At 43.8% G+C, this 23195-nt stretch carries 20 protein-coding genes; 8 read left to right on the forward strand and 12 right to left on the reverse strand.

The window, feature by feature from the left end; genetic code table 11:
- Positions 1-1306: 1306 nt before the first annotated feature.
- From ACTQ9T_RS11900 to pheA, 6 genes are all read right to left on the reverse strand, one after another.
- Positions 1307-1840, reverse strand: a complete 534-nt coding sequence (locus ACTQ9T_RS11900; RefSeq protein ID WP_440465210.1) for a 2-amino-4-hydroxy-6-hydroxymethyldihydropteridine diphosphokinase — start codon at positions 1838-1840, stop codon at positions 1307-1309.
- Entirely contained in the window at positions 1830-2267 is a 438-nt protein-coding gene (gene folB, locus ACTQ9T_RS11905) for a dihydroneopterin aldolase (protein WP_440465211.1), read from the reverse strand. Before folB ends, ACTQ9T_RS11900 begins: the two co-directional genes overlap by 11 nt.
- Before the next feature lie 50 nt (positions 2268-2317).
- A complete protein-coding gene (rarD, locus tag ACTQ9T_RS11910) occupies positions 2318-3280 on the reverse strand; it encodes an EamA family transporter RarD (RefSeq protein ID WP_210540598.1) in 963 nt (320 codons plus the stop codon).
- Positions 3281-3541: 261 nt separating this feature from the next.
- A complete protein-coding gene (locus ACTQ9T_RS11915; protein ID WP_440465309.1) occupies positions 3542-5833 on the reverse strand; it encodes a bifunctional prephenate dehydrogenase/3-phosphoshikimate 1-carboxyvinyltransferase in 2292 nt (763 codons plus the stop codon).
- A 134-nt stretch (positions 5834-5967) separates the two neighbouring features.
- Positions 5968-7098 carry a histidinol-phosphate transaminase gene (gene hisC, locus ACTQ9T_RS11920; RefSeq protein WP_440465212.1) on the reverse strand — a complete coding sequence of 377 codons (1131 nt, stop codon included), beginning with the start codon at positions 7096-7098 and terminating at the stop codon, positions 5968-5970.
- Positions 7099-7191: 93 nt separating this feature from the next.
- A complete protein-coding gene (gene pheA, locus ACTQ9T_RS11925; RefSeq protein WP_440465213.1) occupies positions 7192-8367 on the reverse strand; it encodes a prephenate dehydratase in 1176 nt (391 codons plus the stop codon).
- A 508-nt stretch (positions 8368-8875) separates the two neighbouring features.
- Between pheA and ACTQ9T_RS11930 the strand changes: the two genes are divergently transcribed.
- Positions 8876-9817 carry a transaldolase gene (locus ACTQ9T_RS11930; protein WP_194619771.1) on the forward strand — a complete coding sequence of 314 codons (942 nt, stop codon included), beginning with the start codon at positions 8876-8878 and terminating at the stop codon, positions 9815-9817.
- 108 nt (positions 9818-9925) lie between these two features.
- Entirely contained in the window at positions 9926-10393 is a 468-nt protein-coding gene (locus ACTQ9T_RS11935) for a hypothetical protein (RefSeq protein ID WP_010201985.1), read from the forward strand.
- 82 nt (positions 10394-10475) lie between these two features.
- On the opposite strand, the gene ACTQ9T_RS11940 is transcribed toward ACTQ9T_RS11935, so the two are convergent.
- Positions 10476-11045 (reverse strand): adenine phosphoribosyltransferase, encoded by a 570-nt coding sequence (locus ACTQ9T_RS11940; RefSeq protein WP_440465214.1) that lies wholly within the window; start codon positions 11043-11045, stop codon positions 10476-10478.
- Between the two features lie 329 nt (positions 11046-11374).
- Between ACTQ9T_RS11940 and ACTQ9T_RS11945 the strand changes: the two genes are divergently transcribed.
- Both ACTQ9T_RS11945 and ACTQ9T_RS11950 read left to right on the forward strand, forming a co-directional pair.
- Positions 11375-11539, forward strand: a complete 165-nt coding sequence (locus tag ACTQ9T_RS11945) for a rubredoxin (protein WP_010201990.1) — start codon at positions 11375-11377, stop codon at positions 11537-11539.
- A gap of 27 nt (positions 11540-11566) precedes the next feature.
- On the forward strand, positions 11567-12598 hold the full coding sequence (locus ACTQ9T_RS11950) for an alpha/beta fold hydrolase (protein WP_440465215.1): 1032 nt from the start codon (positions 11567-11569) through the stop codon (positions 12596-12598).
- A 104-nt stretch (positions 12599-12702) separates the two neighbouring features.
- Here ACTQ9T_RS11950 and ACTQ9T_RS11955 read toward each other — a convergent pair whose 3' ends face one another.
- A complete protein-coding gene (locus ACTQ9T_RS11955; RefSeq protein WP_440465216.1) occupies positions 12703-13743 on the reverse strand; it encodes a WG repeat-containing protein in 1041 nt (346 codons plus the stop codon).
- A 306-nt stretch (positions 13744-14049) separates the two neighbouring features.
- Between ACTQ9T_RS11955 and ACTQ9T_RS11960 the strand changes: the two genes are divergently transcribed.
- Complete coding sequence (locus ACTQ9T_RS11960) at positions 14050-14982, forward strand: DMT family transporter (RefSeq protein ID WP_440465217.1); 933 nt, start codon at positions 14050-14052, stop codon at positions 14980-14982.
- Between the two features lie 135 nt (positions 14983-15117).
- Here ACTQ9T_RS11960 and ACTQ9T_RS11965 read toward each other — a convergent pair whose 3' ends face one another.
- Positions 15118-16536 carry a solute carrier family 23 protein gene (locus tag ACTQ9T_RS11965; protein ID WP_189585047.1) on the reverse strand — a complete coding sequence of 473 codons (1419 nt, stop codon included), beginning with the start codon at positions 16534-16536 and terminating at the stop codon, positions 15118-15120.
- Between the two features lie 541 nt (positions 16537-17077).
- Between ACTQ9T_RS11965 and ACTQ9T_RS11970 the strand changes: the two genes are divergently transcribed.
- Positions 17078-18511, forward strand: a complete 1434-nt coding sequence (locus tag ACTQ9T_RS11970; RefSeq protein WP_189585044.1) for an L-serine ammonia-lyase — start codon at positions 17078-17080, stop codon at positions 18509-18511.
- Between the two features lie 113 nt (positions 18512-18624).
- On the opposite strand, the gene ACTQ9T_RS11975 is transcribed toward ACTQ9T_RS11970, so the two are convergent.
- The 3 genes from ACTQ9T_RS11975 to xthA all read right to left on the reverse strand — a co-directional run bounded on the left by ACTQ9T_RS11975 (position 18625) and on the right by xthA (position 21499).
- Positions 18625-19023 carry a DUF4377 domain-containing protein gene (locus ACTQ9T_RS11975; protein ID WP_010202007.1) on the reverse strand — a complete coding sequence of 133 codons (399 nt, stop codon included), beginning with the start codon at positions 19021-19023 and terminating at the stop codon, positions 18625-18627.
- Between the two features lie 380 nt (positions 19024-19403).
- Positions 19404-20627, reverse strand: coding sequence for a bifunctional glutamate N-acetyltransferase/amino-acid acetyltransferase ArgJ (argJ, locus tag ACTQ9T_RS11980; protein ID WP_440465218.1), 1224 nt, complete (start codon positions 20625-20627; stop codon positions 19404-19406).
- 47 nt (positions 20628-20674) lie between these two features.
- Positions 20675-21499 (reverse strand): exodeoxyribonuclease III, encoded by an 825-nt coding sequence (gene xthA / locus ACTQ9T_RS11985; protein ID WP_439293841.1) that lies wholly within the window; start codon positions 21497-21499, stop codon positions 20675-20677.
- Between the two features lie 221 nt (positions 21500-21720).
- On the opposite strand from xthA, the gene ACTQ9T_RS11990 reads away from it, so the two are divergent.
- Complete coding sequence (locus tag ACTQ9T_RS11990) at positions 21721-22317, forward strand: thioesterase (RefSeq protein ID WP_440465219.1); 597 nt, start codon at positions 21721-21723, stop codon at positions 22315-22317.
- Between the two features lie 9 nt (positions 22318-22326).
- Complete coding sequence (locus ACTQ9T_RS11995; RefSeq protein ID WP_440465220.1) at positions 22327-23169, forward strand: ABC transporter ATP-binding protein; 843 nt, start codon at positions 22327-22329, stop codon at positions 23167-23169.
- The last annotated feature ends 26 nt before the right edge of the window (positions 23170-23195 follow it).

The following is a 23195-nucleotide window of genomic DNA, read 5'->3' on the forward strand; positions in this document are numbered from 1 at the left end:
CAAGAAAGGTGCTAAAGTTGTATTAACTGATATGATGTAGGCTGGGCATTTATATTGCCCAGCTTTTATTTTGAGATATTTTGGCGTAATGGAAAAAATTCATGCTAAAAAGCAGAAGGTAGTGGCTAATGGACATAACGTCCGTTGTCCGATCAATGGGTGGTTTTGGGGATTCTCTACCGTCCAATTCAGACAATAAAAAGGTAGTAATTTAACACCATTATGGGAACATATTCCGTTTGCCATACAGGTAGCGAAGCATCGGCTATATAATTAGCATTCCTTCGTCTATCCTCCTAAATTGTACGAAATTAATTGACCACAGACTTTGATCATAGGGAAAAAATGTCGTTCTTTTATTCTAAAGATGTACATTTTATTTCCCTATCGATTTTTCTGAAATAACGTTAGTTATATAATTTTCTATAGAGTATACCCAAATTGCCATTACCTTTTAAAAGAGCTACTCTCCAATATATTTGGGGCAGTGCATAATCTCTTTGTGGCAAAACTAATGTAATCATCCATAAGTTGCTGATTCGCTTGCCTATCAAGTATTCATTGTCGAAAATTCAGATTCAATAGAACATTTCATTACATTATTCACGCTAGTACTTAACTAAGTTACAACCAATACAATTAGCTTGAAATGCGTTAAGCGACGTTTAATACACGTAAAATAATGGATTAGATATGACCGAAAGAGTAACCAACAAAGCAATTTTCAGTAGTAGAATTTTTTCAATTAATTATGTCACTTATCCTACTAACCACAGCGTTATGAATCACTGTGACCCCGTGCAAAAAGGCCGTTATTACAAATTAAACTTTATCTTAATTCAGCCTAAAGTTGGTGGTGTGTTCAAGTGTTCAAACTGCATTATAAACCTGTTTGACAGAGTTTATTTGTTTCGTCCCGATAAGTATGAGCACAGTGTTTCACGAATTCAGTCTGGTAAACGCGTGTTATTGAGTTTTGCTTTGAATATTTAGCCAAAGCCTATTAAAGCTGGGCGAACTGTCGAATTATTTTTCTTAAGTGAAAGCACCTGATTGGTTTGCCATAGGTATATCCCAGTGGAACCAACTAATTCGCCCCTCTAAGCCTATTAACAGACCACCTAAAATAGACTGCCATAATGGAACCACCTATATTAGGGCATATTTGATGACGCATGAGTAGGCATTGAACAACCAAAAAACCAAAGCGACTACTACAGTGGAAAAAAGAAGCGTCACACCTTAAAAGCGCAAGTCATTTTACATTGGCAAGCAGGTCTCATACGTGAATAGCATTTCAGCCGCTTCAAACACCAGTCACTGCAAGCTCTTCAATCCCTGCTGCCTCATGTGCTTTAAATGGATAGCGATCTGCCATTACAATCCAATTAGACGTTGGTTTAAATGTCGATTTATTGCTTAGGCTATTTTTTCCTTCAGCCAACTTGACTAGCAAAATATCAATATCCATTGTCACTCGCCGTATTTGGTTCGAATCAGTTTGTCGACATCTATTACAATCTCCTTCAAGGTTTTTAAAGGTTTGCTGTAGTTGCTGCAGACTCATCGGTGTTGCTAGTATGAGATGTACACATTGATTGGTGTAATCAGGTTTTGGTTGTTCTAAGTTTGCGGTGAAATCAGGGTTTTGAAAAGCAGTAGATAGCCGTATCTGACCTAGCGTTGCCAAACACTCTAGAGCAAGTGGTAGATATTTTTCGGCTTGATAGTTACTACCCAGCGCTACTATTATCTCCACCACAGGCTGCGCCTGCAAAGTCTCAGGTGGGCATTGTGTTAGCCTTTCCAAATTCAAATGCATCGATGTGTTATACATCATCGGCTTGGCTATTATTAGCTTCTTTGGCAGCTTCTTTGATAGCTAGCTCATCTGTTGACGTTGACGCATAGCGCGTGATTTGAACGCCAACTGCATCCGCTTGCGCAATAGCAGTCGGCTTGGCAACGCTTAACGTTATTTTATGACAAGCGTATTTTGCAAGCAGCTTATCAGAAATTTGCCCAGCCAAATGCTCAAGCAGTTTTGCTTGAATCTCTTTGCACCACGCGCTGACATCATCGCAGACCGCTTTATAATTTAGCGCATCATTGACATCATCTGATACAGCAGCACGGCTAATGTCGGTTTCAAGCGCAATATCAATCAGCAGCGGCTGCGTGATCGCCCGCTCCCACGCGTAAACACCGATGACGGCTTCGACTTTTAAACCTTTTACAAATACCACATCAGATTCAGTATGAAACATGCTTCCATCCTTGTTTGCTACATTTTTAATTCAGAGATTCAATTCAAACTTTATTTAACTTGCTTCAAAGCCTCTTCACGCAGACGCGCGGCTTTTAACACTTTACTTGGACGATGACGCCATAAATCAATGCTGAATAACAGCAAGCCTAGCCAAATCAAGCCAAAGACTGCCAAGCGTTTTAAATCAAATGGCTCGTTATAATAAAACACTGCCAAGAAGAAAATAAAGGTCGGCGTCAGGTAATTCATAAAGCTTAGAATGCTATAAGCGACGAGCTTGGTAGATTTATTAAACAATAATAACGGTATCAAAGTAATCGGCCCTGCGATCATAAGTAGCCAAATGTTTGAGCTAAACCAAAAGCTCAGCTGATGACTAACCACATCGGACTGCCAAAACCACCAAAGACATAAAGGTACTAGCATCGCTGTTTCGACAAACATCGCATCGACAGCTGTCAACGGGGTTTGCCGTTGAATAGTGCCATAAGTACTAAAGCTAAATGCCAAAATCAATGATATCCACGGCAGACTACCAATCATCACCACTTGGATCACGACAGACAAGAGTGCAAATCCAATAGCCACCCACTGCAAAGGTCGTAAGCGCTCTTTGAATAGAATCATCGATAGCGCAACACCTACCAATGGCCCTATAAAGTATCCCAAACTGGCCTCAAGAATACGGTCATGATTGACCGCCCATACATAGGTCAGCCAGTTGGTTGCTATAATCAAACCAGATATCAATGACAGCGCTATCCATCTTGGGTTTTGTTTGAGTGTTTCAATCCATTGCCAGCGCTTAGTGACTACTAGCACAATCAATAGACATAGGAATGTCCATATGATGCGATGACCAATGATCTCAGTCGCATCATAATCGGATAATTGTTTGAAGTATAACGGAAATCCGCCCCAGATAAAAAACGCAATAAGCGCAGTGATAATGCCGCGTCTGGTTGTGGTTATCGGGGCAACGGGTTTTTTGATGACATTTTGGGTAGTCATAATATAGGACAACTTTTTAGAGCAAAGCGCGCCCTCACCTAATTCTAAGTATTATTATCGATTTAGTGGCGAGAACGCAGGGTTACTACAGTGAGATTATAAATTAAAAAGCAATGTACTCATGCCAATGGTGACATGAGTACATTGCTAACGATGTTAGATAAAATTTTTAGGCTAATGTGGCTATTTGATCAGCTAGCCACCATCTGTTTATATTTTACAGTGCAAATCATAGAAGAATATTAATCAGCACTCAATGATTTATTCAGCGCCAGCATCTACTTGGATAGACATACCGATTTGGTTGGCAAGTTCAGCAAATCCTGGGAAGCTGGTATTGACAGTCTCAACCCCTTCAATGGTAATTTGCTTGGAGGCACGCAGACTGGCAACAGAAAAACTCATGGCAATACGATGGTCATGGTGAGACGTAATGTGACCGCCACCGAATACAGGCTGGCTATTATTGACATCACCATTCTCACTTCCAATACCTTGACCTTCGATGATTAGTCCATCATCCGTAACGGTACAGTCGATGCCGAGTGTATGTAGCCCTTCTGCCATTACTGCAATACGATCAGACTCTTTAACGCGCAGCTCTTTAGCACCAGTTAACACCGTGCGACCTTGCGCACAGCTGGCAGCAATGAACAATACAGGAAATTCATCAATCGCCAGCGGTACGAGATGCTCTGGTATCTCAATACCGACCAAGTTTGAACCACGAATCGTAATATCAGCGACTGGCTCGCCGCCCACATGCGTCTCATTACTCAAGCTAATATCTGCTTGCATGAGCTTTAAGATATCAATAATACCCGTACGTGTCGGGTTGATACCCACTTGCGTCAAGGTCAGCTCACTACCTTGACTGATAGCAGCGGCTACCATAAAGAAGGCCGCAGAGGATATATCAGCAGGCACAGCGATATCACCACCTGTCAATGTACCGCCGCCTATTACACTGATACGATTGCCATCAACGGTTACCGGATAACCAAAGGCGGATAGCATACGCTCGGTATGGTCGCGACTGACTTCAGGCTGTGTGACCGTTGTCGTACCCTCTGCCCATAGACCTGCTAATAGCAAGCAAGACTTCACCTGTGCTGAAGCAACTGGCATGTCATATTCAGTACCTTGTAATGGTTTACCGACCGTATCACGACCAGTGATACTGAGCGGTGCCGTGCCACTATGACCTGTACTTTGAATCACAGCACCCATAGCGCGTAGCGGCGCTGCCACACGCTCCATCGGGCGTTTATTTAAGCTAGTATCACCCGTCAACACACTATCAAATGATTGTGCCGCTAAGATACCAGATAGTAGACGCATGCTAGTGCCTGAATTGCCCATGTATAAAGGTGTCTTGCTTGGCTTTAAGCCATTCATACCAACACCATGAATGGTTAATCTTCCTTTATCAGGGCCTTCAATGCTCACACCCATATCACGGAACGCCTGCAACGTGGCAAGCGCATCCTCCCCTTCCAAAAATCCTGTAACATTCGTCACGCCTGTGGCAAGACTGCCCAGCATGATGCTGCGATGCGAGATGGATTTGTCACCAGGGATGGCAATGGTGCCAGAGACAGTATTGCTAGGCGTAATAATATAAGAAGCTGACATGGCAGAAGTATCCGTATAAGGGGTGCTGGCTAACATATGGCCAAAATGTCGCCGTGCGGCTTGCGCGCGGCCCAAAAGTCCCATCAGGGCGGTTGAATCTTTATCAATGATCAGCTGGCGCATAGTCTGTAAGTAGACACCATACTCATCAAGGGCGCTCACAATGGCGCTTTGATTGGCAAAAAATATATCGTGCCACATTTTAGGATCGCTGGCAGCGATACGCGTAAAATCACGAAAGCCACCTGCTGCATAACGAAACATATCTAAATTATCATCATGGCTTGCCAACTGCTCAACCAAATTAAAGGCAAGCAGATGTGGCAAATGACTGGTGTGCGCCAATATGCGATCATGGTGACTAGCATCCATTGATATGACATTTGCGCCCACCGCTTCCCATAGTAGCCGCAGCTTGGTGATGGCTACATTGCTTGTGGTAGGTAGCTCACAGATAATCACGCTATGATTGACAAATAAATTAGCGCGGCGAGCATGATACCCTGAATTTTCAGCCCCAGCAATCGGATGCGCGGGTACTAGTCCTATCGGCAGCGAGCCGAACACCGCTTTAGCAGCATCAATGATATTGACCTTAGTACTACAGACATCCGTCATGATGCAATCAGTGGCAAGCTGTCCGTCATCCATTGCCTGTTTAATGTCAAGAAATACTGCTTCGACGGCCTGTACTGGAACTGCAATGATAATTAAATCACTGCCACCAACGACGTCTTGTAAGTTAGCACTACCAGCATCTAACAAACCATGCTCAATGGCTTCAGTAATACTGGGTACATGCCTATCGGCCGCTACCAAACGCTCACTTAAGCCATGGTCTTTGATGGCTTGGGCAAGGCTGGCACCGATAAGTCCGAGACCGATCACGCACACTTGCTTAAATAACGGCGGCTGGATATTGATAAAGGACTGCTTATTATTTTTTTGATCGTTTTGAATGTTTTGCTGGCAACTCACGGCTTTTCTCTTTGAACAAACGAACGTGTTTTTAGGTCAAACAAACTGACATTCATTTTATAAAGTTTAATTGTCTAATCATCAGTCAGTATAGAGCGTAGTGTATCAATCAGGCGCATATTGTCTTCTGCAACGCCTACCGTGATACGCAACCAAGTAGGCAAGCCATAGCCTACCAATGGCCGTACGATGACCCCTTGCTCGAGCAACGCTTGATTGATCAATAGCGCATCTTCATCATCCATCTCTACCATTATAAAGTTGGCATGTGACTTAATAAAACCCAACCCTAATGCGTCGAACTGCTTCTCTAACCAGCGCATTTGCTCATCATTCATCAGACGAGTTTTTTCGATAAAATCTTGATCAGCAAGTGCCGCCGCTGCTGCCGCCAACCCAATACGACTGACGTTGAATGGCTGACGAATACGGTTTAATAAATCCGCCACTGCTACCGAGCTTAACGCATAGCCAACCCGCAGACCTGCTAGTCCATAAGCCTTAGAGAAGGTACGGACGATGATCACATTGTCAAACTCATCTATGAGTGCCCTATTATTACTTTCAGGGCTGTATTCGATATAGGCTTCATCCAATACCACCAATACCGAGCTTGGCAGACTGGCAACAAACTGGCGCAGCTCTTTATGCTCAAGCTGTGTCCCAGTTGGGTTGTTAGGATTGGCAATAAAGACAATCTTGGTATTAGGGTTGTCTTGAACCGCTTGACTCATGGCCTTTAAATCATGACCGAATCGATGGGCGGGCACTTCGACATCTGTAGCACCTTGCATTTTTGCCAGCATCGAATAGACCACAAAGGCATACTGACTATAAACGATAGCATCATTGGCACCCACAAAACTACGCGCCAAGATATCGAGCAAATCGTCAGAACCATTGCCCAACGTAATCTGATCGATATTGACATCATTGAAGTCAGCCAGTGCTTGCTTTAGATAGTAACCATTGCCATCAGGATAACGCGCCAGCTGACCGAGCTGCTCTGTCACTGCCAACGTCACTCGCGGTGAGCAGCCCATTGGATTTTCGTTGCTAGCAAGCTTTACCACATCTGAGATGCCGTACTCACGAGTCAACTCTTCAATCGGCTTGCCCGTTTGATAAGGAGCCAGCTCTAATATACTGTCGTACGCTGGCACGAGTGGTAATAAGCTTGATTCGGTCAATGGCGTTGTCTGCATATTGTATCCTTAGATGTAATAAACCATCTATTATTAATAATAACAAGAGCTTATGACAGCTATCTGCTATAAATGGTCTAGCTTTTAAAACGCTTACAGTACCGCTTTGGGATATGAGCCCAGTACACGTAAATCTTTTACCAATGGGCGAATATCATTAATGGCTGCGCTAACATTTGGATCATTAACATGACCATCCATATCAATAAAGAACACGTATGCCCACTTATTAGGACGTTCAGGACGCGTCTCGATACTGGTCATCGACACGCCATGATAAGACAATGGTTTTAAGATTTCGATAAGCGCGCCTGCTTTGTCATGTGCTGAAACGACGATAGAGGTCTTATCTTGTCCTGACGGCGCAATCGCTTCGTGACCGATGATAAGGAATCGTGTGGTATTGCTTGGATTGTCTTCAATATTTGAGTAAAGTTTATGCAAATCATACTCTGCGGCAGCGACATCCCCTGCAATCGCAGCCGAATGCCATTCATTCTTGAGTCGACGTGCAGCTTCACCATTGCTAGATACGGCAACGCGCTCCACATTGGGATAATTAACATCGAGCCAATGACGGCACTGGGCAAGCGATTGCTGATGCGAATAAATACGGCTGAGACCGTCAAGCTTGGTATGCTCTGCAACCAAGAAATTCTGATGAATCGGTAACTCAACTTCCCCAATTATTTTTAAGGTAGAAGACAAGAAACCGTCTAAAGTATGGTTGACCACGCCTTCTGAAGAGTTTTCAACCGGTACGACGCCGTACATCGCTGTACCTGCTTCGACTTCACGGAACACATCAGTGATGGTGGTCATTGGTACTGTATCAGCGGCTTTACCAAAATGCTTGAGGGCAGCGGCGTGAGTAAAAGTACCCACTGGACCCAAAAAGGCAATACGTTGCGGTGCTTCTAGATCTAAGCATACCGACATAATTTCACGAAACAATCGCGCCATTTTTTCATCAGCGATTGGACCAGTATTACGCGCCATGACCGCTTTTAGGACTTGCGCTTCACGTTCTGGGCGATAAAAAATAGGATTGGTTTTTTCAGCAGTAGGACTTTTTGCGATGTGTTCTTTTTTGACCGTCGCCACTTGCTGAGCCAGTTTGGCACGGTTATTAATCAATGTCTGGATTTCGCAGTCTACGCTATCAATACTATGACGCAGCTGATCTAAAAACTCTTTTTCGTTTGAGTGGTCGCTTACGTTAGTTTGATTTAGATTGTCCACTTTTTGCTCTGGTGACTGCTCACTCATTACCGCCCATCCTTTTTCTAATATTATTACTGAGTTTTATAACTGTTTGGTGTGACTTTTTAAGTTTATCTATACTTAGGTCTATCTATACTTGGGTTTATCTATACTTAAGCTTATTTGAGATTAGCTCTGACCATATCGCTAGTCACTGTTCAATAAAACAGTTTATCAAAAATATCATGTCCTACTCGCCTACACGATTCTTGGATTCATCAGCCAATACAGCAGACAAGGACACGACCGGCTCTACTATAGCAAAAACTACGCTCAGTGCCCATTCGTAAATGCGTGTAAACTGGCTAACGGCTATAAATATTAGCACAGTTATCTGATATGGCAGCGATAGGCGGCAAAACTATGAGAGAACACCGCCTCAAAACTATGTTACAGTTCAAAACTAATGGTCAATAGCACCTTTAATAAGCATGTTTAAAAATATAAACACGTTTAACAACAGATCCAGTCTTTAGAACATAACTATGTCAATTGATTCACACAAGGATACCTGATGAGCGCATTACAACAGCTTCGCACCATGACCACCATTGTCGCTGATACTGGCGACCTTAGCGCTATTGCCCGCCTAAAACCTGTCGATGCGACCACCAACCCCAGTCTCATTACCAAGGCGCTCATTCACTCTGACAATCAAGCCATGCTCTCAGAAACCATGAGTCGACATCGCGGTGACATCGATGCGGTAATTGATGCGTTAACCATAAAAATTGGCTGCGATATTTTATCGTTGATTGAGGGTCGCGTCTCAACTGAAGTCGATGCGCGTTTGTCTTATGACACCCAAGCGACTATCGATAAAGCGCTCAACTTCATGGAAGCTTATCAACAAGCAGGTATCGACTCAGAGCGGGTATTGATTAAGATGGCAGCGACGTGGCAAGGTATCGAGGCCGCACGTTATCTGGAAACCCAAGGTATTCACTGTAATCTAACGCTACTTTTCGGACAACATCAAGCGATTGCCTGTGCCGATGCTGGCGTGACCCTGATATCACCTTTCGTTGGACGCATTTTGGATTGGCAAAAACGCCAGCAAAACCGTCAGAACGTACCAGTCTCTGATGACATGGGTGTGCAATCGGTCAAGCTTATTTATCAATATTTCAAACAGCATGGCTACAATACGCAAGTCATGGGCGCAAGCTTCCGCTCTACTGAGCAGATATTGGCATTAGCAGGCTGTGATCTGTTGACCATTGCCCCCAACCTCATTGATGAGTTGGCAGCGATGGATATAGAAGTCCCTCGTCAGCTGTCGCCAAGTATGTCGATGGCGTTAGATGATATGACCCGAGTGAGTTTGACCCATGAAGAATTTAGTCAAGCTTATCAAAAAGATACCGTCACTCAAGATTTATTACCTAAGGGTATTGACGGCTTTATCGATGCGCGTGATGAGCTTGCTCAGGCATTGGCAGCGATGCGCAATTAATCGTTGCGATAATGGATGGTTAAACACTGTCAAATAAAAGAAATTTGCCTGCTAATAGTAAGTTCGTTATTATAACCCACTTCAAATAACAAGAAGCAAGGCTTGATTATGAGACGGCTATCAGTGGTATTAGCAGGTAGTGCGCTAGCGATTAGTGCACATGCAGTCAGCTGGGTAGAGATATCTGAGACTGATTCTGGTTCGATTTTCACCTTAGATTCAGACTCTATTGAAAGCTCTGACATCAATATCATAGATGAGAATAACGTCGAAAACATTTCGGTATCCATTCGCAGAACCTATCCACCGCAGTTACAACAGACGGATAAAAAAGGTAAAAAGGATAAAAAAGAAAGCTATATTCATCATAGCGATCAGCAGTTATTGATATCTTGCAAAGATGCCAGTTACTATAAAAGAGCCTATGTCAATTATGGCACTGACAACAAGGTCATCAAATCTTGGCAATCCGACAAACCAATATTGACCAGCAAGGATTTTAAGGTTACGACGCCTAAAACAATCGGTCGCAAAGTAGTAGAGCAAACTTGTGAGCGTTATCAACAAGACCAATAAAATACCAAATAAAATATATTGATACCAAAAAAGCGCGCTGAACTATTCAGCGCGCTTTTTTATTATGCTAAAAACCATTTCTCTAAGCTTTTAATACCGTATAAACAGGCACGGGGAATTCACCATGCAACTCAACCAAATCCAGCAGTACCAAAGCACCGACGACCGTATGATCCGCTGACTGGCACAGCTCATAAGCAGTGGTTAGTGTACCGCCCGTCGCCAAAATATCATCGACTAACAATACCCGTTCAGGTGGCAAGTTGTTTTGCATCTCAAGCGTGTCTTTACCATATTCTAGCGCATAGGCCTTGTTGGCAACAGGCGGTGGCAACTTACCCGGCTTACGCAGCAAAATCATGCCTTTACCCAAGCGACCTGCCAGCAAGCTTGCAAACACAAAGCCACGCGCCTCTACAGCACCCAAGCAGTCCACTTCATCCATCAGCCCTTCTGGCAAGGTTGCAAGCAGTGCATCAATGACCGCATTAACATGACTGCGCAGTAACGGGGTGATATCATAAAAATCAATGCCGACTTTTGGAAAGTCTGGTACTGTGCGGATAACCTGCCAAAACGGGTGGTCAGTATTGAGTATATTAGACAGATCAATTTCGGTATTAGCAGATGTAGCGGCAGCATTAACGCTCATAATAACCCTTATTTCATATGGCATAGATGGTAATAAGTGACGGTGATAAATGACAGACATCACCGTGAAATTAGTGGCGATTACTATAACATAATTTGGTGTAATATAGCGGCGAGACAAACAGTCATACAATCGCCTGAATCAATAAAATGCCAATCATGGACTTGATAAAAGCTGAGTCAGCTCAACATACAAGTGTAAACTTAACTATCAAAACAACGGTTATATGCTAAACTACGGGCGTTTTTAACGTCCAAATATGAGCAGTAATGCTCAGTAGACGCTCTAAAAACACCCTGTAACACTGGTAATGATCGATAGGACTATTTATGAAACGTTATGAATGTATCGTCTGTGGCTGGATATATGATGAAGCGCTTGGCTGTCCTGAAGAAGGGATTGCGCCTGGCACCAAGTGGGAAGACATCCCAGAAGACTGGATTTGCCCAGAGTGCGGTGTTGGCAAGCTTGATTTTGAGATGCTTGAGATTTAGTAGACGACTCTCTAATTAGGACACTTCATGACAAAATCCAATAATATCAATAATGCGGTATTGCTTAAAACCTCTGGAGATACTGGGGTATACCCTACTCCTGACTGGCAACGATTTGGGCAACACCAATGGCGCGAATCAGACCTTAGCGAACACCTCCATCAAGCGATGATAAATATCGGTGATGGCATTGAGTTGTGCGTTGAGGCAGGCGGTAATCCCAATCATCCCCCACTGTTGATGATTATGGGACTTGGCTCGCAGATGATATTTTGGCCAAATAATTTTATCAAGCGCCTTATTGATGCAGGATTTTTTGTGATTCGTTTTGACAATCGCGATATTGGCTTGTCTTCCAAAGTACAAATTGATGGCCTACCGCGTATCAGTCAGTTAAAAATGATGATGCGTTTGCAAACCGGATTGTCTAATAAGAGTACACAGGTTGCTTATAATTTGACCGATATGGCAGAAGATACCGCGCGTTTGATAAAGGCGTTGCAGCTGGGTAAGACACATCTACTGGGTGCTTCTATGGGCGGTATGATTGCTCAAATCGTGGCGGCACGCTATCCAAGTTTAGTACAACGCATGGCCTTGATGTTTACCACCACCAATCGGGCTTTTCTAAAGCCACCCAAGCCTAAGCAGTTGTATACGCTTATCAATCGCCCTGAGAGTCATTCTGAGCGCGATATTGTGCGCCATAGCGTCTGGTTTATGAAAACAGTCGGTACGCCAGGACACGTCAACGTCCGTATGGTGCGTGAAATTGCCAAGTTACGTTATCAGCGCAATTTCCATCCGCTTGGCACCGTGCAACAGCTCAATGCGATCTTGGCCTCGGGCTCTATTAGCCGGTTTAGCAAGCAAGTCAAAGCACCGACGATTGTGCTACATGGCAGTGCAGATGGGCTATTGCCTCCTTCACAAGGACGCGTGGTCGCTAAGACCATTCCCAATGCTAAGTTTCATTTAATCGAAGGCATGGCACACGATATCCCAGAGTACTATCAGCCTTATATGATTGATTTGATTCGCAATCACCTATTGGCTTAATACGCAGTTAACACCGTCAATCATTGGCGATAAAAAAGCGTGCCATGCTATGTATTACTCATAAGCATGACACGCTTTTTTGTCTCTTAGTTTGAGTAAGCGCTTTAATCACAACCAACACTCACCCCTTCTTTATCAATGCACATCTTATTGCCATTTTTTAAGTTGCCAATCCACGCTTTACCATTTGCAAATGTAAAGGCGGGCTTGCCTTGATAACTGTCACCACTCGACACACCCACCTTATCAAAGCGAAAAGGAATCACCAGCTCACCGCCCAAATTGATAAAACCCCAGTTGTCATCGATGCGCACGCCAGCTAGTCCTTCTGAAAAAGGACGAGCATCATCAAATGAATAAGTAATCATCGTCACATTGTTTTCATCGACAAAACCCCATCGACCATCTTGCTGACGTGGCTGTAACGTCGTAAAACGATTGGGCGCTGCTTGCCTAGATTGTGCTGACGCTGTAGCAGACCTACTATTGGCGGTTTGCTTTGCAGACGACGGCTCATTATTATTACTGTCACTACGATTTGGATTGCTAGTCGCTTTGCCGTCTTTATCCAGCCAACTGGTCGCTTGGTTCTTACGTACTTGCGTCACACCGCCACGATAATCATCAATATCACTGATTGACGCAGAAAACGACACGATGGTCTTATTTGCTGTATCGATAACCCCATAGTTGCCGTCTCTTTTGACCACGATACGTCCATCAGATACCGGACGCGCCCAACCCTGACTTTCCTTTAGCATGTCGTAGGTCGCCGGTATCACCTCACGACCCTGCATGTTGAGATAACCGACGTGACTATTGCGCAGCACGGGTAATAAGCCACCAGCTATCTTATCTGCATCGACTTTTTGATAGCGTGATAAATCAACGACTTTTTTGCCTTTACTATTCAGTAGCGCCACTGGCGCACCGAAGTCCTTGGTTGCTAAAAAATAACCGCTACTCGCGGTACAAGAGACATTCTTATAATAGCTTTTGGGTATTTTACAGCTGGCAGCTTGTGCAGTTGGCATCATAAATAGCGCACTGACGAATAAGCCCATAGGAATGCCATATCGTGCCATTTTTAGTTGCGATCCAAATATCAAAGAAAGCGACTTTTTTGATTGAGTACGTCGATGCATAAATAAACCTAGGCTAAAAGTAGTAGAAGCTATATTGAGCATTTTAAGAGAACAATGAAAACAGATTAGCAAATCGCGACCTTCACGCCAATGCTATTCCTGTAAGGATACGACTCGATGATATAAGCACTATTATACATAGTCGAAATATCTTAAAGACGTGACTGCTAAAAATAAATTATGTTTCAACCATTTCATTTTAAGTCTAAAACCTCGACAATGTGGGGTGTATGCATTGTACCGTGAGCACAGTAAGATTAAAAAAAGAACGCCACCCACTAAACGTGATTAATCTAAGGACAACCTATGGCTATTGCCGCTTCACGCTCTGCACCTATTGGCTTGGTTATTGGTTGCATCATCTTTGGTCTGGGCAGTTTAATCGTTGCACACGTTGATATCGGCGGTTGGGCCATGTCGTTTTGGCGACTCGCCATCTCAGGAGTGGTCTTTGCTGTCTTGGCAAAAATCATGGGACAACGTTTGCCACGCTCAAGACGTGCCATTTTTTATGGTTTATTGTCAGGCGCATTTTTGGGGTTCGATTTGGCGCTTTGGCACGAGAGTATCTATGCTGTCGGGCCTGGTATTTCAACCTTACTTAATAGCTTACAGATTTTCTTTTTGGCAGCGATTGGGTTTTTATATTTTAATGAACGGCAATCTATGTTACAGCTTATCAGTCTATTTCTAGCGATGGCTGGAGTGGCGATGATAGGTAGCCCTGAATTTGCACATAACAGTGCCGCAACTTGGGGGTTTATCTCGGGTATCGTCTCAGGGGCAATGCTGGCTGCGTCGATGACCTTTATCCGTAAGACGCATGACACCGAGCCAACACCGATATTTATGCTCATGCAATTAATCAGTATCGGCGGTGTACTGGCGATGATTGTACCGATGTTTTTGTTTGATATGGGCAATATCTTGCCCAACAGTTGGTCTGAGATTGTTTGGGTACTTATTTATGGCACGGTCATGCAGTGCTTGGCTTGGGGTCTGATTGCCTACTCTATCCCTAAGCTGTCTTTGGCGCTGACTGGATTACTACTGCTATCTGAACCAATTGCCGCATTGGTCATTGATTATACTTGGCTGGACAAACCGATTAATACTTTGCAATGGAGCGGCGCGCTCTTGACGATGTTTGCCATTTACTTAGGTTCATTAAAACCCAAGCCGCGCGCACTACGTCGCTATCGGTTTTTTTCACGGTTTTATAAGCGTAAATATAAATAGTTATACAGGTACGCTTATTTATATTTACGTTTTATTTGGCGTATAGCTTTAATGAGGGCGTGTCATCATTTAGACCGTGAAGATTAAAATAATGACACGCCCTCATTTGAAACATGATGCTTAAACGACAATCAATCAGTCTTTTTGACGATTGAATAATGCATTAAGTACGATAGCTGCCAAGGTAGCCGTGCCGATACCGCCCAAATCAAAGCCACCTAAGTGCAGGCTAAAGTTACCCGTTCCCATGATGACAGTGACAGCGGCGATGATGAGATTGCTGTTTTTGCTAAAATCAATGTGACTGTCTATCCAAATTTTGATCCCAGCAACAGTGATAAGTCCAAATACTATGATAGAAGCACCGCCCAATAAGGCCGCTGGTATCGTCTGAATGATTGCGCCAAATTTTGGTGAAAGCCCCAATATGATAGCCACTAAACCTGCTACGACAAAAATCGTGGTGCTATACACCTTAGTTACCGCCATGACACCGATGTTTTCTGCATAAGTGGTGACACCTGTACCACCAAATCCTGCTGAAAAAGTCGTTGCTAAGCCATCCGCTAAAAATGCTCGACCCATATAAGGGGTAACACGAGCCTTAGTCATGCCTTCTACTGCTTTAAAATGTCCCAGATTTTCGGCGACCAAAATAAACGCCACTGGTGCGATCAAGATAATGGCGCTCATCTCAAAACGAGGCGTATGAATGCTTGGTAACCCAAACCATGAAGCAGCAGACACCCCACTAAAATCAATGGGCGTACCAAAACCCATCACATTGGTCATCACAAAATAAGCGACGTATGACAATATCAAGCCAACCAGTAATAAAAGTCGACGTAACATACCGCGCGTAAACACAGCCACACCACTAATCAGCAACACGGTTAAAGTAGCCATCCAAGCATCAAACTGATTCGCAGACACTCCTTGAATGGTCACTGGCGCCAAATTTAGACCAATAATCATGACGATAGCACCCGTGACGATAGGTGGCATCAGACGCTCAATCCAGCCTGTGCCCGTTTTCATCACCAGTAGCCCAATCAAAGCATAAATGATACCGCAGGCCATAATACCGCCCAAGGCGACATTTAAGTTGTCATTAAAGCCTACGCCTGCATACGCAGTCACAGCGATGACGGGGCCAATAAAGGCAAAACTGGAGCCCAGATAGCTCGGCATGCGCCCACCCGTGATCATAAAGAACATCACAGTACAAATACCTGACATCAAAATAGCGAGGTTAGGATCAAAACCCATTAGCAGTGGCGCAAGCACCGTCGCACCAAACATCGCAAAAGTATGCTGCACACCCAGTAATATGCTTTTTGACGGTGGCAAATATTCATTGATACCGACCGGATCACGATCTAAATCGCCACCATAAGGTCGCCAAGTCGGAAACCAACGACCATTTTCAAAATCTGGATTTTTTGGATAGTTCATGGCTGCTGAGGAAATACCAGCCGCTTCTAATGCATTATGAGCAGGTAATGCTTCAGCACTTTTGTCTGATTGAGAGGCGTTATCGGTGGGAGATGTCATGCATTCTTGTCCTATGTGGGCAGAGCTAATAATAGGCTAAAATAACTGGATGAATAAAAACTGAGCTAAAGTTGAACGTCAATAAATAGAAGTAGCTGGCTAAAAATAACGATAAAAACCGAGACTCAACACCATACCTCTTATAATATGTCACCCAATTCATTCATTTATGTTGTAAGGTAGCAAACCAAAAGTATTATTTGGTATGATAGCTATGTTTTGCTAGATGTATAAGGTCGGATATGTTCTACTTGAACTACCGTCTAAATCATTTTTGCCTGACGTATTTCACAGCGACAACCAACTTACAGGATGTTACATAAACGTTGGCTCCAAGCATCATAACGGAGTTTAATAATAAATAAAAGTTATTATTCACTCGTCACATGTACTTCCATGTTTACATACTTTCATAGACAACACCCCAAACTAAACACTTATCGGTGCTTGTTGGTTGGGGCGGTTTATTATATTTTTCATGCCAGTGCTGAAGCCAATCGATAACCTATGCTGATGCACTTAAAATTTTTGGTAGCTTATTATGATTAGTGTTTTTGATTTATTTAAAATTGGTATTGGACCCTCAAGCTCACATACCGTCGGTCCGATGGTAGCGGCAAACTTGTTTTTGGTGTCTTTGCTCAAGCAATCAGAGCTGACCGCTATAGACAGTATTGAGATTGAGCTTTATGGTTCATTGGCTGCGACCGGTAAAGGACATGCAACGGATACCGCCATTTTATTAGGGTTACTCGGACATACGCCCAGCACCATCGATACGCGTCTGACCAGCAACTACTTGGCACCCATATTTTCAGAAAAAAGTCTGAACATATCAGGTGCTCATACGATTGCTTTTGACACAGAGCGTGATATCTATTGGTACGACGATACCGTCCTACCCTATCATCCTAATGCTCTGACGCTTCGAGCATTATTGGTAGATGGTACTCGTTATCAGCAGACCTACTACTCAGTTGGAGGTGGCTTTGTGATTAATGAAGAGAATGCCACCAATCCAGATGAAGACCATGCTAGCCCCACCATTGATAGTATTCCCTATCCTTTCAATAGCGCCGCCGAGTTATTAGAGCAATGTCGCCAGCATGGGCTGAGTATCAGTGATTTAGTCCTCACGAATGAATGTCATTACCGCGATCAAACAGAGGTTTTTGCCTACTTAGATAGCATTTGGGACGTGATGCAAGACTGCGTCAAACAAGGCTGTGAAAATGGCGGTATTTTGCCTGGCGGCTTAGATGTCAAACGCCGCGCGCAAGATCTATATTCACAACTGTGTGCGGAGAAGAACCAACCCATTACAAAAACCGATAAATTAGCAGCAATGGATTGGGTTGATTTGTATGCGCTCGCCGTCAACGAAGAAAACGCCAATGGCGGTAAAGTGGTGACCGCTCCTACCAATGGTGCCGCTGGCATCATACCGGCAGTCCTACATTACTATCGTGATTTTTTACCAAGCTACAGCCAAAGCGGTGTCTATAAATTTTTGTTAAATGCCACTGCCATCGGTAGCCTTATCAAACAAAATGCTTCAATCTCTGGTGCTGAGGTTGGCTGTCAAGGTGAAGTTGGCTCTGCATGTGCAATGGCCGCCTCTGCATTGGCTGAGATTATGGGCGGCGATCCTGCCAAATGCTTGAATGCTGCTGAAATTGGTATCGAGCATAACTTAGGTCTCACTTGTGACCCCGTTGGCGGCTTGGTTCAAGTCCCTTGTATTGAACGCAATGCGATGGGCGCGGTAAAAGCGATCAACGCGGCACGTCTCGCCTGCCGCGGCAATGGTCAGCACTTTGTCTCTTTAGATAAGGTCATTGAAACGATGAAAGTAACTGGGGCTGATATGCTAGATAAGTATAAAGAAACCTCACGTGGGGGTCTTGCTGTTTATGCTGATAACCGCATCCCCACTGCAAGTCATGGTGTCAGTGTAAAATATAGTCAATGCTAATATAATTAATATCAGTATAGACTGTCGTGATGTGATTTTCATAAACACTCATGAAAAAAAAGACCTCTAATTCGTTAGAGGTCTTTTTTGTTTTGACTAGGGCGTGTCATCATTTACTCAGCAGTTTTTGAAACCACTTCGTTTAAAATCCAAACTGGCTTGACCATGTTGGTGGTCTCATTCATCATCGCTTCTTGACGTACGTCTAAAACGTAGCGGTAATTTGGCTCATAAGTGAAGCCTTGGATATTACCGTTTAAAGTTGTATAGTTTTTCTGATAAGTTTGGCGATACTGTAAGCACTCTGATTCAACTTTGGTGCCATTCGCAGTCATAAGATCACAAACTGCTTTACGCGGTGCAATCTCTACTTCAAAGCTTGGAATGTTAATAACTTTAACATTCATAGTCTGACCTTCAACGACCATGGTACGCTCATTGTCCATACCCATAGTAGAACAACCTGACAGGGCAAAAGTAGTCATCAATGCGGCAAGTGCTAATTTTTTCATTATTCAATCCTCAGTTAAGTAATATTCATTATTGCCCGTTTGAACTCGTTTTAATCATTTATAGACGCTCAAAACATAAGGCATTTGTGACCATACTGGCAAAGTCAATTTAGACAACCAAACAAAGCTGATAATTTCTCAGCCGTATCGTCTATTGTTTACTGAGACTAGTATATGTCGCAAAGCGACTTATCCTCTATGACTGGTTTGTAAAGTAACGTCAGCTTTTGCAACTCATGTTAGTCAAACGTATTAAAAAGCAGACCAATCCAATATATATTTGACATTGCAAAAAAATGGTCGAAGTAATCATTACTCCGACCATTTGATCGCTTTCGTTCAGATTGAGAGGACGCCTTAATTAACATCCATTTCGATAATTAGCTACGGTAATCGGCATTTATCTTGACGTAATCGTAAGACAAATCGCAGGTATAAACCGTATCGCTAGCGTCGCCACGTGCCAAATCAATATGAATGGTAATTTCAGGACGGCTCATGACCATTTTGCCCGCCGCTTCCGTATAGCTAGGCGCAACACCACCATTTTGGCAAATCATGACTTCATCTAGATAGACATCGACTTGCTCGGTATCTAAATCTTCGATACCCGCATAACCTACTGCAGCGAGGATACGACCCCAGTTGGCATCACTGGCGAAGAATGCGGTTTTGACTAGTGGTGAATGTGCAACCGCGTATGCCACATCGCAGCATTCTTGCGTCATCTTACCGCCAGTGACTTTGACAGTCATAAACTTGGTAGCGCCTTCCCCATCACGCACGATTAATTGTGCCAGACGAACAAATACTTCGGTTAATGCCTCAAAAACAGGCTGATAATGTGGATGTTCTGAGCTGTCGATAATATTTGAGCTAGCTCTACCTGTGGCGATCAACACACAACAGTCGTTGGTCGACGTATCACCATCGACGGTGATGCGGTTAAAAGACTGCTCATTAATGGCGCTTAACATCTCTTGTAATAAGTCAGCTGCAATGTTGGCATCTGTTGCCACATAGCCTAGCATGGTCGCCATATTTGGTCGTATCATACCTGAGCCTTTTGACATGCCCGTAATATGATAGCTGCTACCCGCCACGTCGATTTTTTGACTAGCAAGCTTAGGAATCGTATCTGTGGTGCGAATACCATTCGCCGCCGCCAGCCAATTATCAGCAGCTAAACTGGCAAGTGCCTCATCTAAACCAGCGATGACCGCCTCACTATTTAAGGGCTCGCCAATCACTCCAGTAGAAAACGGCAATACAGAACTGACATCCACGCCAGCTTTACTAGCCAGCGCTGTACAGATATCAACAGCGCGCCGCTTGCCATCAGCGCCCGTCCCTGCATTGGCATTGCCAGTATTGGTGACCAAATAACGTGGACTAGCCTTAGCAAAATGCTCACGTAATACTCGCACTGGCGCGGCACAAAAGGTGTTTTTAGTGGTGACGACCGCACTGGTTGCGTTCTCAGCAATCTCAATCACGACCAAATCATCACGATCTTTGTAGCGTACGCCCGCAGCAGTAGCACTTAACTTGATACCGTTAATTGGGTAAATAGTATTCGGTACCGCAATATTTCCAACAGCCATAGAGACCTCCTTATTTTTCAATTTTCATAGTTATAAACAGAATACTATTAGGGTTTGCTTAAGTTAAATGCCGACCAAATCGGTGCATGGTCAGACGGTTTTTCCATGGCACGTAGCTCATAGCTGATACCAGCATCGACGCAGTCATCGACTAGGTCTGAGGTGCACAAGATATGGTCGATACGTAGACCGCGCTTAGGCTCGTCGTTAAAACCACGACTGCGATAATCAAACCAGCTGTATAACTCTGTACTCTCTGGATAGTACAGACGGTAGGTGTCAGTCAGCTCGCGTGACATCAGGGCTGCATACCATTCGCGCTCTTCTGGTAAAAATGAGGTTTTTCTATTCTTAAGCCAGCGCTTTGCATTGACTTCGCCAATCCCAATGTCGATATCTTCTGGGGCAATATTCATATCACCCATGATAATGAGCGAGCGCCCTTCCGCCTTCAAAGCATCAATATAAGCCATCAAATCTGCATAATAAGCACGCTTCATAGGGAATTTGGTCGGATGATCTTGGCTTTCTCCTTGTGGAAAATAACCATTGAGTACGTCGATTTCACGACCGTCAAACTCATATCGTGCATGAATAAAACGCTTCTGCGCCTCGATATCTTCGCCAGGAAAACCTTTTTGCACAAATATTGGTGCAACCTTGGACAAGAGTGCCACGCCATAATGGGCTTTTTGCCCAAAATACTCTACGTGGTAACCAAGACTTTCTATGTTTTCTAGTGGAAACTGCTCATCATGTACTTTGGTTTCTTGTAGACCCATCACATCAGGATCGATTACCTCACGTACCGCCTCCAGCTGATGTTGACGAGCACGAATACCATTGATATTAAAACTGACAAAACGGGTCATAAATTATCCTATACTAATTGATGAAAATACGCTGCTAATATACAGAGCTGGGATGTGACCATACATAAAACCCTATCATAACAGAGGTAGACTGACCTAGCTGTTGCGCGCCCTGATATCTTACGCTAGAGTAGTTGTTATTCGTATGATTGCTATCAAATCTTGTGTATCGAATCATGGCTATCACGGAACACTTATTAAAATAATTATTGAGCATTGTTATGACAACCACTATTAGCAAAACTACCAACGCCTTATCAACGACAGCAAATGAAACTACGCCATTATTTGCCAAAGACTACAATGTCTATATTAATCATACTGACGCTGGCGGTATAGTCTACCATGCCAATCACTTGGTGTTTTTTGAAAACTGCCGCCGTGACTGGTTTGGTCAACTGGGTTTGAATGGGTATTTCTTGCAGACCGATGACGGTCAAGTACAGCATTTTGTCGTGAGTCAAGCAGACTTGCAATACAAAAGAGCCATTCTTTTAGACGAAATCATCAATGTACGTATCGATAAAGTCGAATTAAAACCTGCCAGCATTATTTTTTACCAGAGCATTCATCGTCATGTCTCAGACAGCTCCTCTACCGATCATACGAATGACAATGTCAACGCTAAAAACAGTTTATTAAGTAGCACCAAAATCGTCATCGCTTGTGTGCAAAATCAAGTCAGGACAGAGCCTGTGTCTCATGATGAGTCGGATACTGCCGTGGCTAGCGCCTCGCCCATGCGACCGATTCGTGTCCCAAAAAAGCTACGTGATGCTTTACAAGAAGCGATTAATCAGCCTATAAATGCACAATGATTCTGACCTATGAGCCTTGATACTGACACGCCTATCGTTGAATTTGAACACCTCTGGGTACATAGCAAACGTATCACGCCAATCAACACTAGTGATCAACGACGTACAGTTAAAACGCAAATCCATAGCGTGTCTGCCATCTACTATAAATGGATGAGCAAGTTTAAAAAAATATCGACCCCCGATCAGAGGTTGCCGACGCATAAAAAGGTGTTGATAAATGACGTTAGCGGTACACTATTAGCAGGGCAAATAACCGTTTTGACAGGCGCTTCTGGCAGCGGTAAGTCTTTACTGCTACGTGTGCTTGCAGGATTATTACCGATGAGCAGCGGTGAGATTTGCTTGCGTCGTCATGATGCATCAAATAGCGGCAGTTATAAAAGCATTCATGATACACCGCCGACCCAGTGGCGCACACGCATCGCCCTACTGGCTCAAAACCCACAGCTGTTAGAAGGCCGTGTGCTTGAAAACTTACAGATGCCCTATCGCCTACAAGCGCATCAACATCTTGACTTTGATATCGACTGGCATATCGCTCAGTTGGTCTATTTAGAGCGCAGTGCTGACTTTTTACAACAAGAGGCAAGTCATCTCTCTGGTGGCGAGCGCCAACTGGTCAATACCTTACGTCTTTTGCAACTAAACCCACAGGTATTGTTATTAGATGAGCCCACAGCGGCTTTAGACATCGATACCTCAACCCAGCTAGTGAATCTACTGGTTAACTGGTTGCGCGGCGATGCACAGCGCACCATATTATGGGTGACTCATGATACACAAGATATCATGCCATTAGCCGACAGGCATTGGCACATGCAGGCAGGCGTATTCACCAAAATGCGCTAATCTCATAATCGACTTTTAATCATGAC

The sequence above is a fragment of the Psychrobacter sp. ASPA161_6 genome, assembly GCF_051970285.1.
Classification (GTDB): domain Bacteria; phylum Pseudomonadota; class Gammaproteobacteria; order Pseudomonadales; family Moraxellaceae; genus Psychrobacter; species Psychrobacter glaciei.

Bases quoted from the DNA above. Each gene is read 5' to 3' on its own strand.
- pheA (WP_440465213.1), bottom strand. From the start codon at position 8,367: ATGAGTGAGCAGTCACCAGAGCAAAAAGTGGACAATCTAAATCAAACT.
- ACTQ9T_RS11935 (WP_010201985.1), top strand. From the start codon at position 9,926: ATGAGACGGCTATCAGTGGTATTAGCAGGTAGTGCGCTAGCGATTAGT.
- ACTQ9T_RS11965 (WP_189585047.1), bottom strand. From the start codon at position 16,536: ATGACATCTCCCACCGATAACGCCTCTCAATCAGACAAAAGTGCTGAA.
- xthA (WP_439293841.1), bottom strand. From the start codon at position 21,499: ATGACCCGTTTTGTCAGTTTTAATATCAATGGTATTCGTGCTCGTCAA.
- folB (WP_440465211.1), bottom strand. From the start codon at position 2,267: ATGTTTCATACTGAATCTGATGTGGTATTTGTAAAAGGTTTAAAAGTC.
- ACTQ9T_RS11950 (WP_440465215.1), top strand. From the start codon at position 11,567: ATGACAAAATCCAATAATATCAATAATGCGGTATTGCTTAAAACCTCT.
- ACTQ9T_RS11970 (WP_189585044.1), top strand. From the start codon at position 17,078: ATGATTAGTGTTTTTGATTTATTTAAAATTGGTATTGGACCCTCAAGC.
- ACTQ9T_RS11945 (WP_010201990.1), top strand. From the start codon at position 11,375: ATGAAACGTTATGAATGTATCGTCTGTGGCTGGATATATGATGAAGCG.
- ACTQ9T_RS11900 (WP_440465210.1), bottom strand. From the start codon at position 1,840: ATGATGTATAACACATCGATGCATTTGAATTTGGAAAGGCTAACACAA.
- ACTQ9T_RS11990 (WP_440465219.1), top strand. From the start codon at position 21,721: ATGACAACCACTATTAGCAAAACTACCAACGCCTTATCAACGACAGCA.
- rarD (WP_210540598.1), bottom strand. From the start codon at position 3,280: ATGACTACCCAAAATGTCATCAAAAAACCCGTTGCCCCGATAACCACA.
- ACTQ9T_RS11930 (WP_194619771.1), top strand. From the start codon at position 8,876: ATGAGCGCATTACAACAGCTTCGCACCATGACCACCATTGTCGCTGAT.
- ACTQ9T_RS11975 (WP_010202007.1), bottom strand. From the start codon at position 19,023: ATGAAAAAATTAGCACTTGCCGCATTGATGACTACTTTTGCCCTGTCA.
- hisC (WP_440465212.1), bottom strand. From the start codon at position 7,098: ATGCAGACAACGCCATTGACCGAATCAAGCTTATTACCACTCGTGCCA.
- ACTQ9T_RS11995 (WP_440465220.1), top strand. From the start codon at position 22,327: ATGAGCCTTGATACTGACACGCCTATCGTTGAATTTGAACACCTCTGG.
- ACTQ9T_RS11960 (WP_440465217.1), top strand. From the start codon at position 14,050: ATGGCTATTGCCGCTTCACGCTCTGCACCTATTGGCTTGGTTATTGGT.
- ACTQ9T_RS11940 (WP_440465214.1), bottom strand. From the start codon at position 11,045: ATGAGCGTTAATGCTGCCGCTACATCTGCTAATACCGAAATTGATCTG.
- argJ (WP_440465218.1), bottom strand. From the start codon at position 20,627: ATGGCTGTTGGAAATATTGCGGTACCGAATACTATTTACCCAATTAAC.
- ACTQ9T_RS11955 (WP_440465216.1), bottom strand. From the start codon at position 13,743: ATGCATCGACGTACTCAATCAAAAAAGTCGCTTTCTTTGATATTTGGA.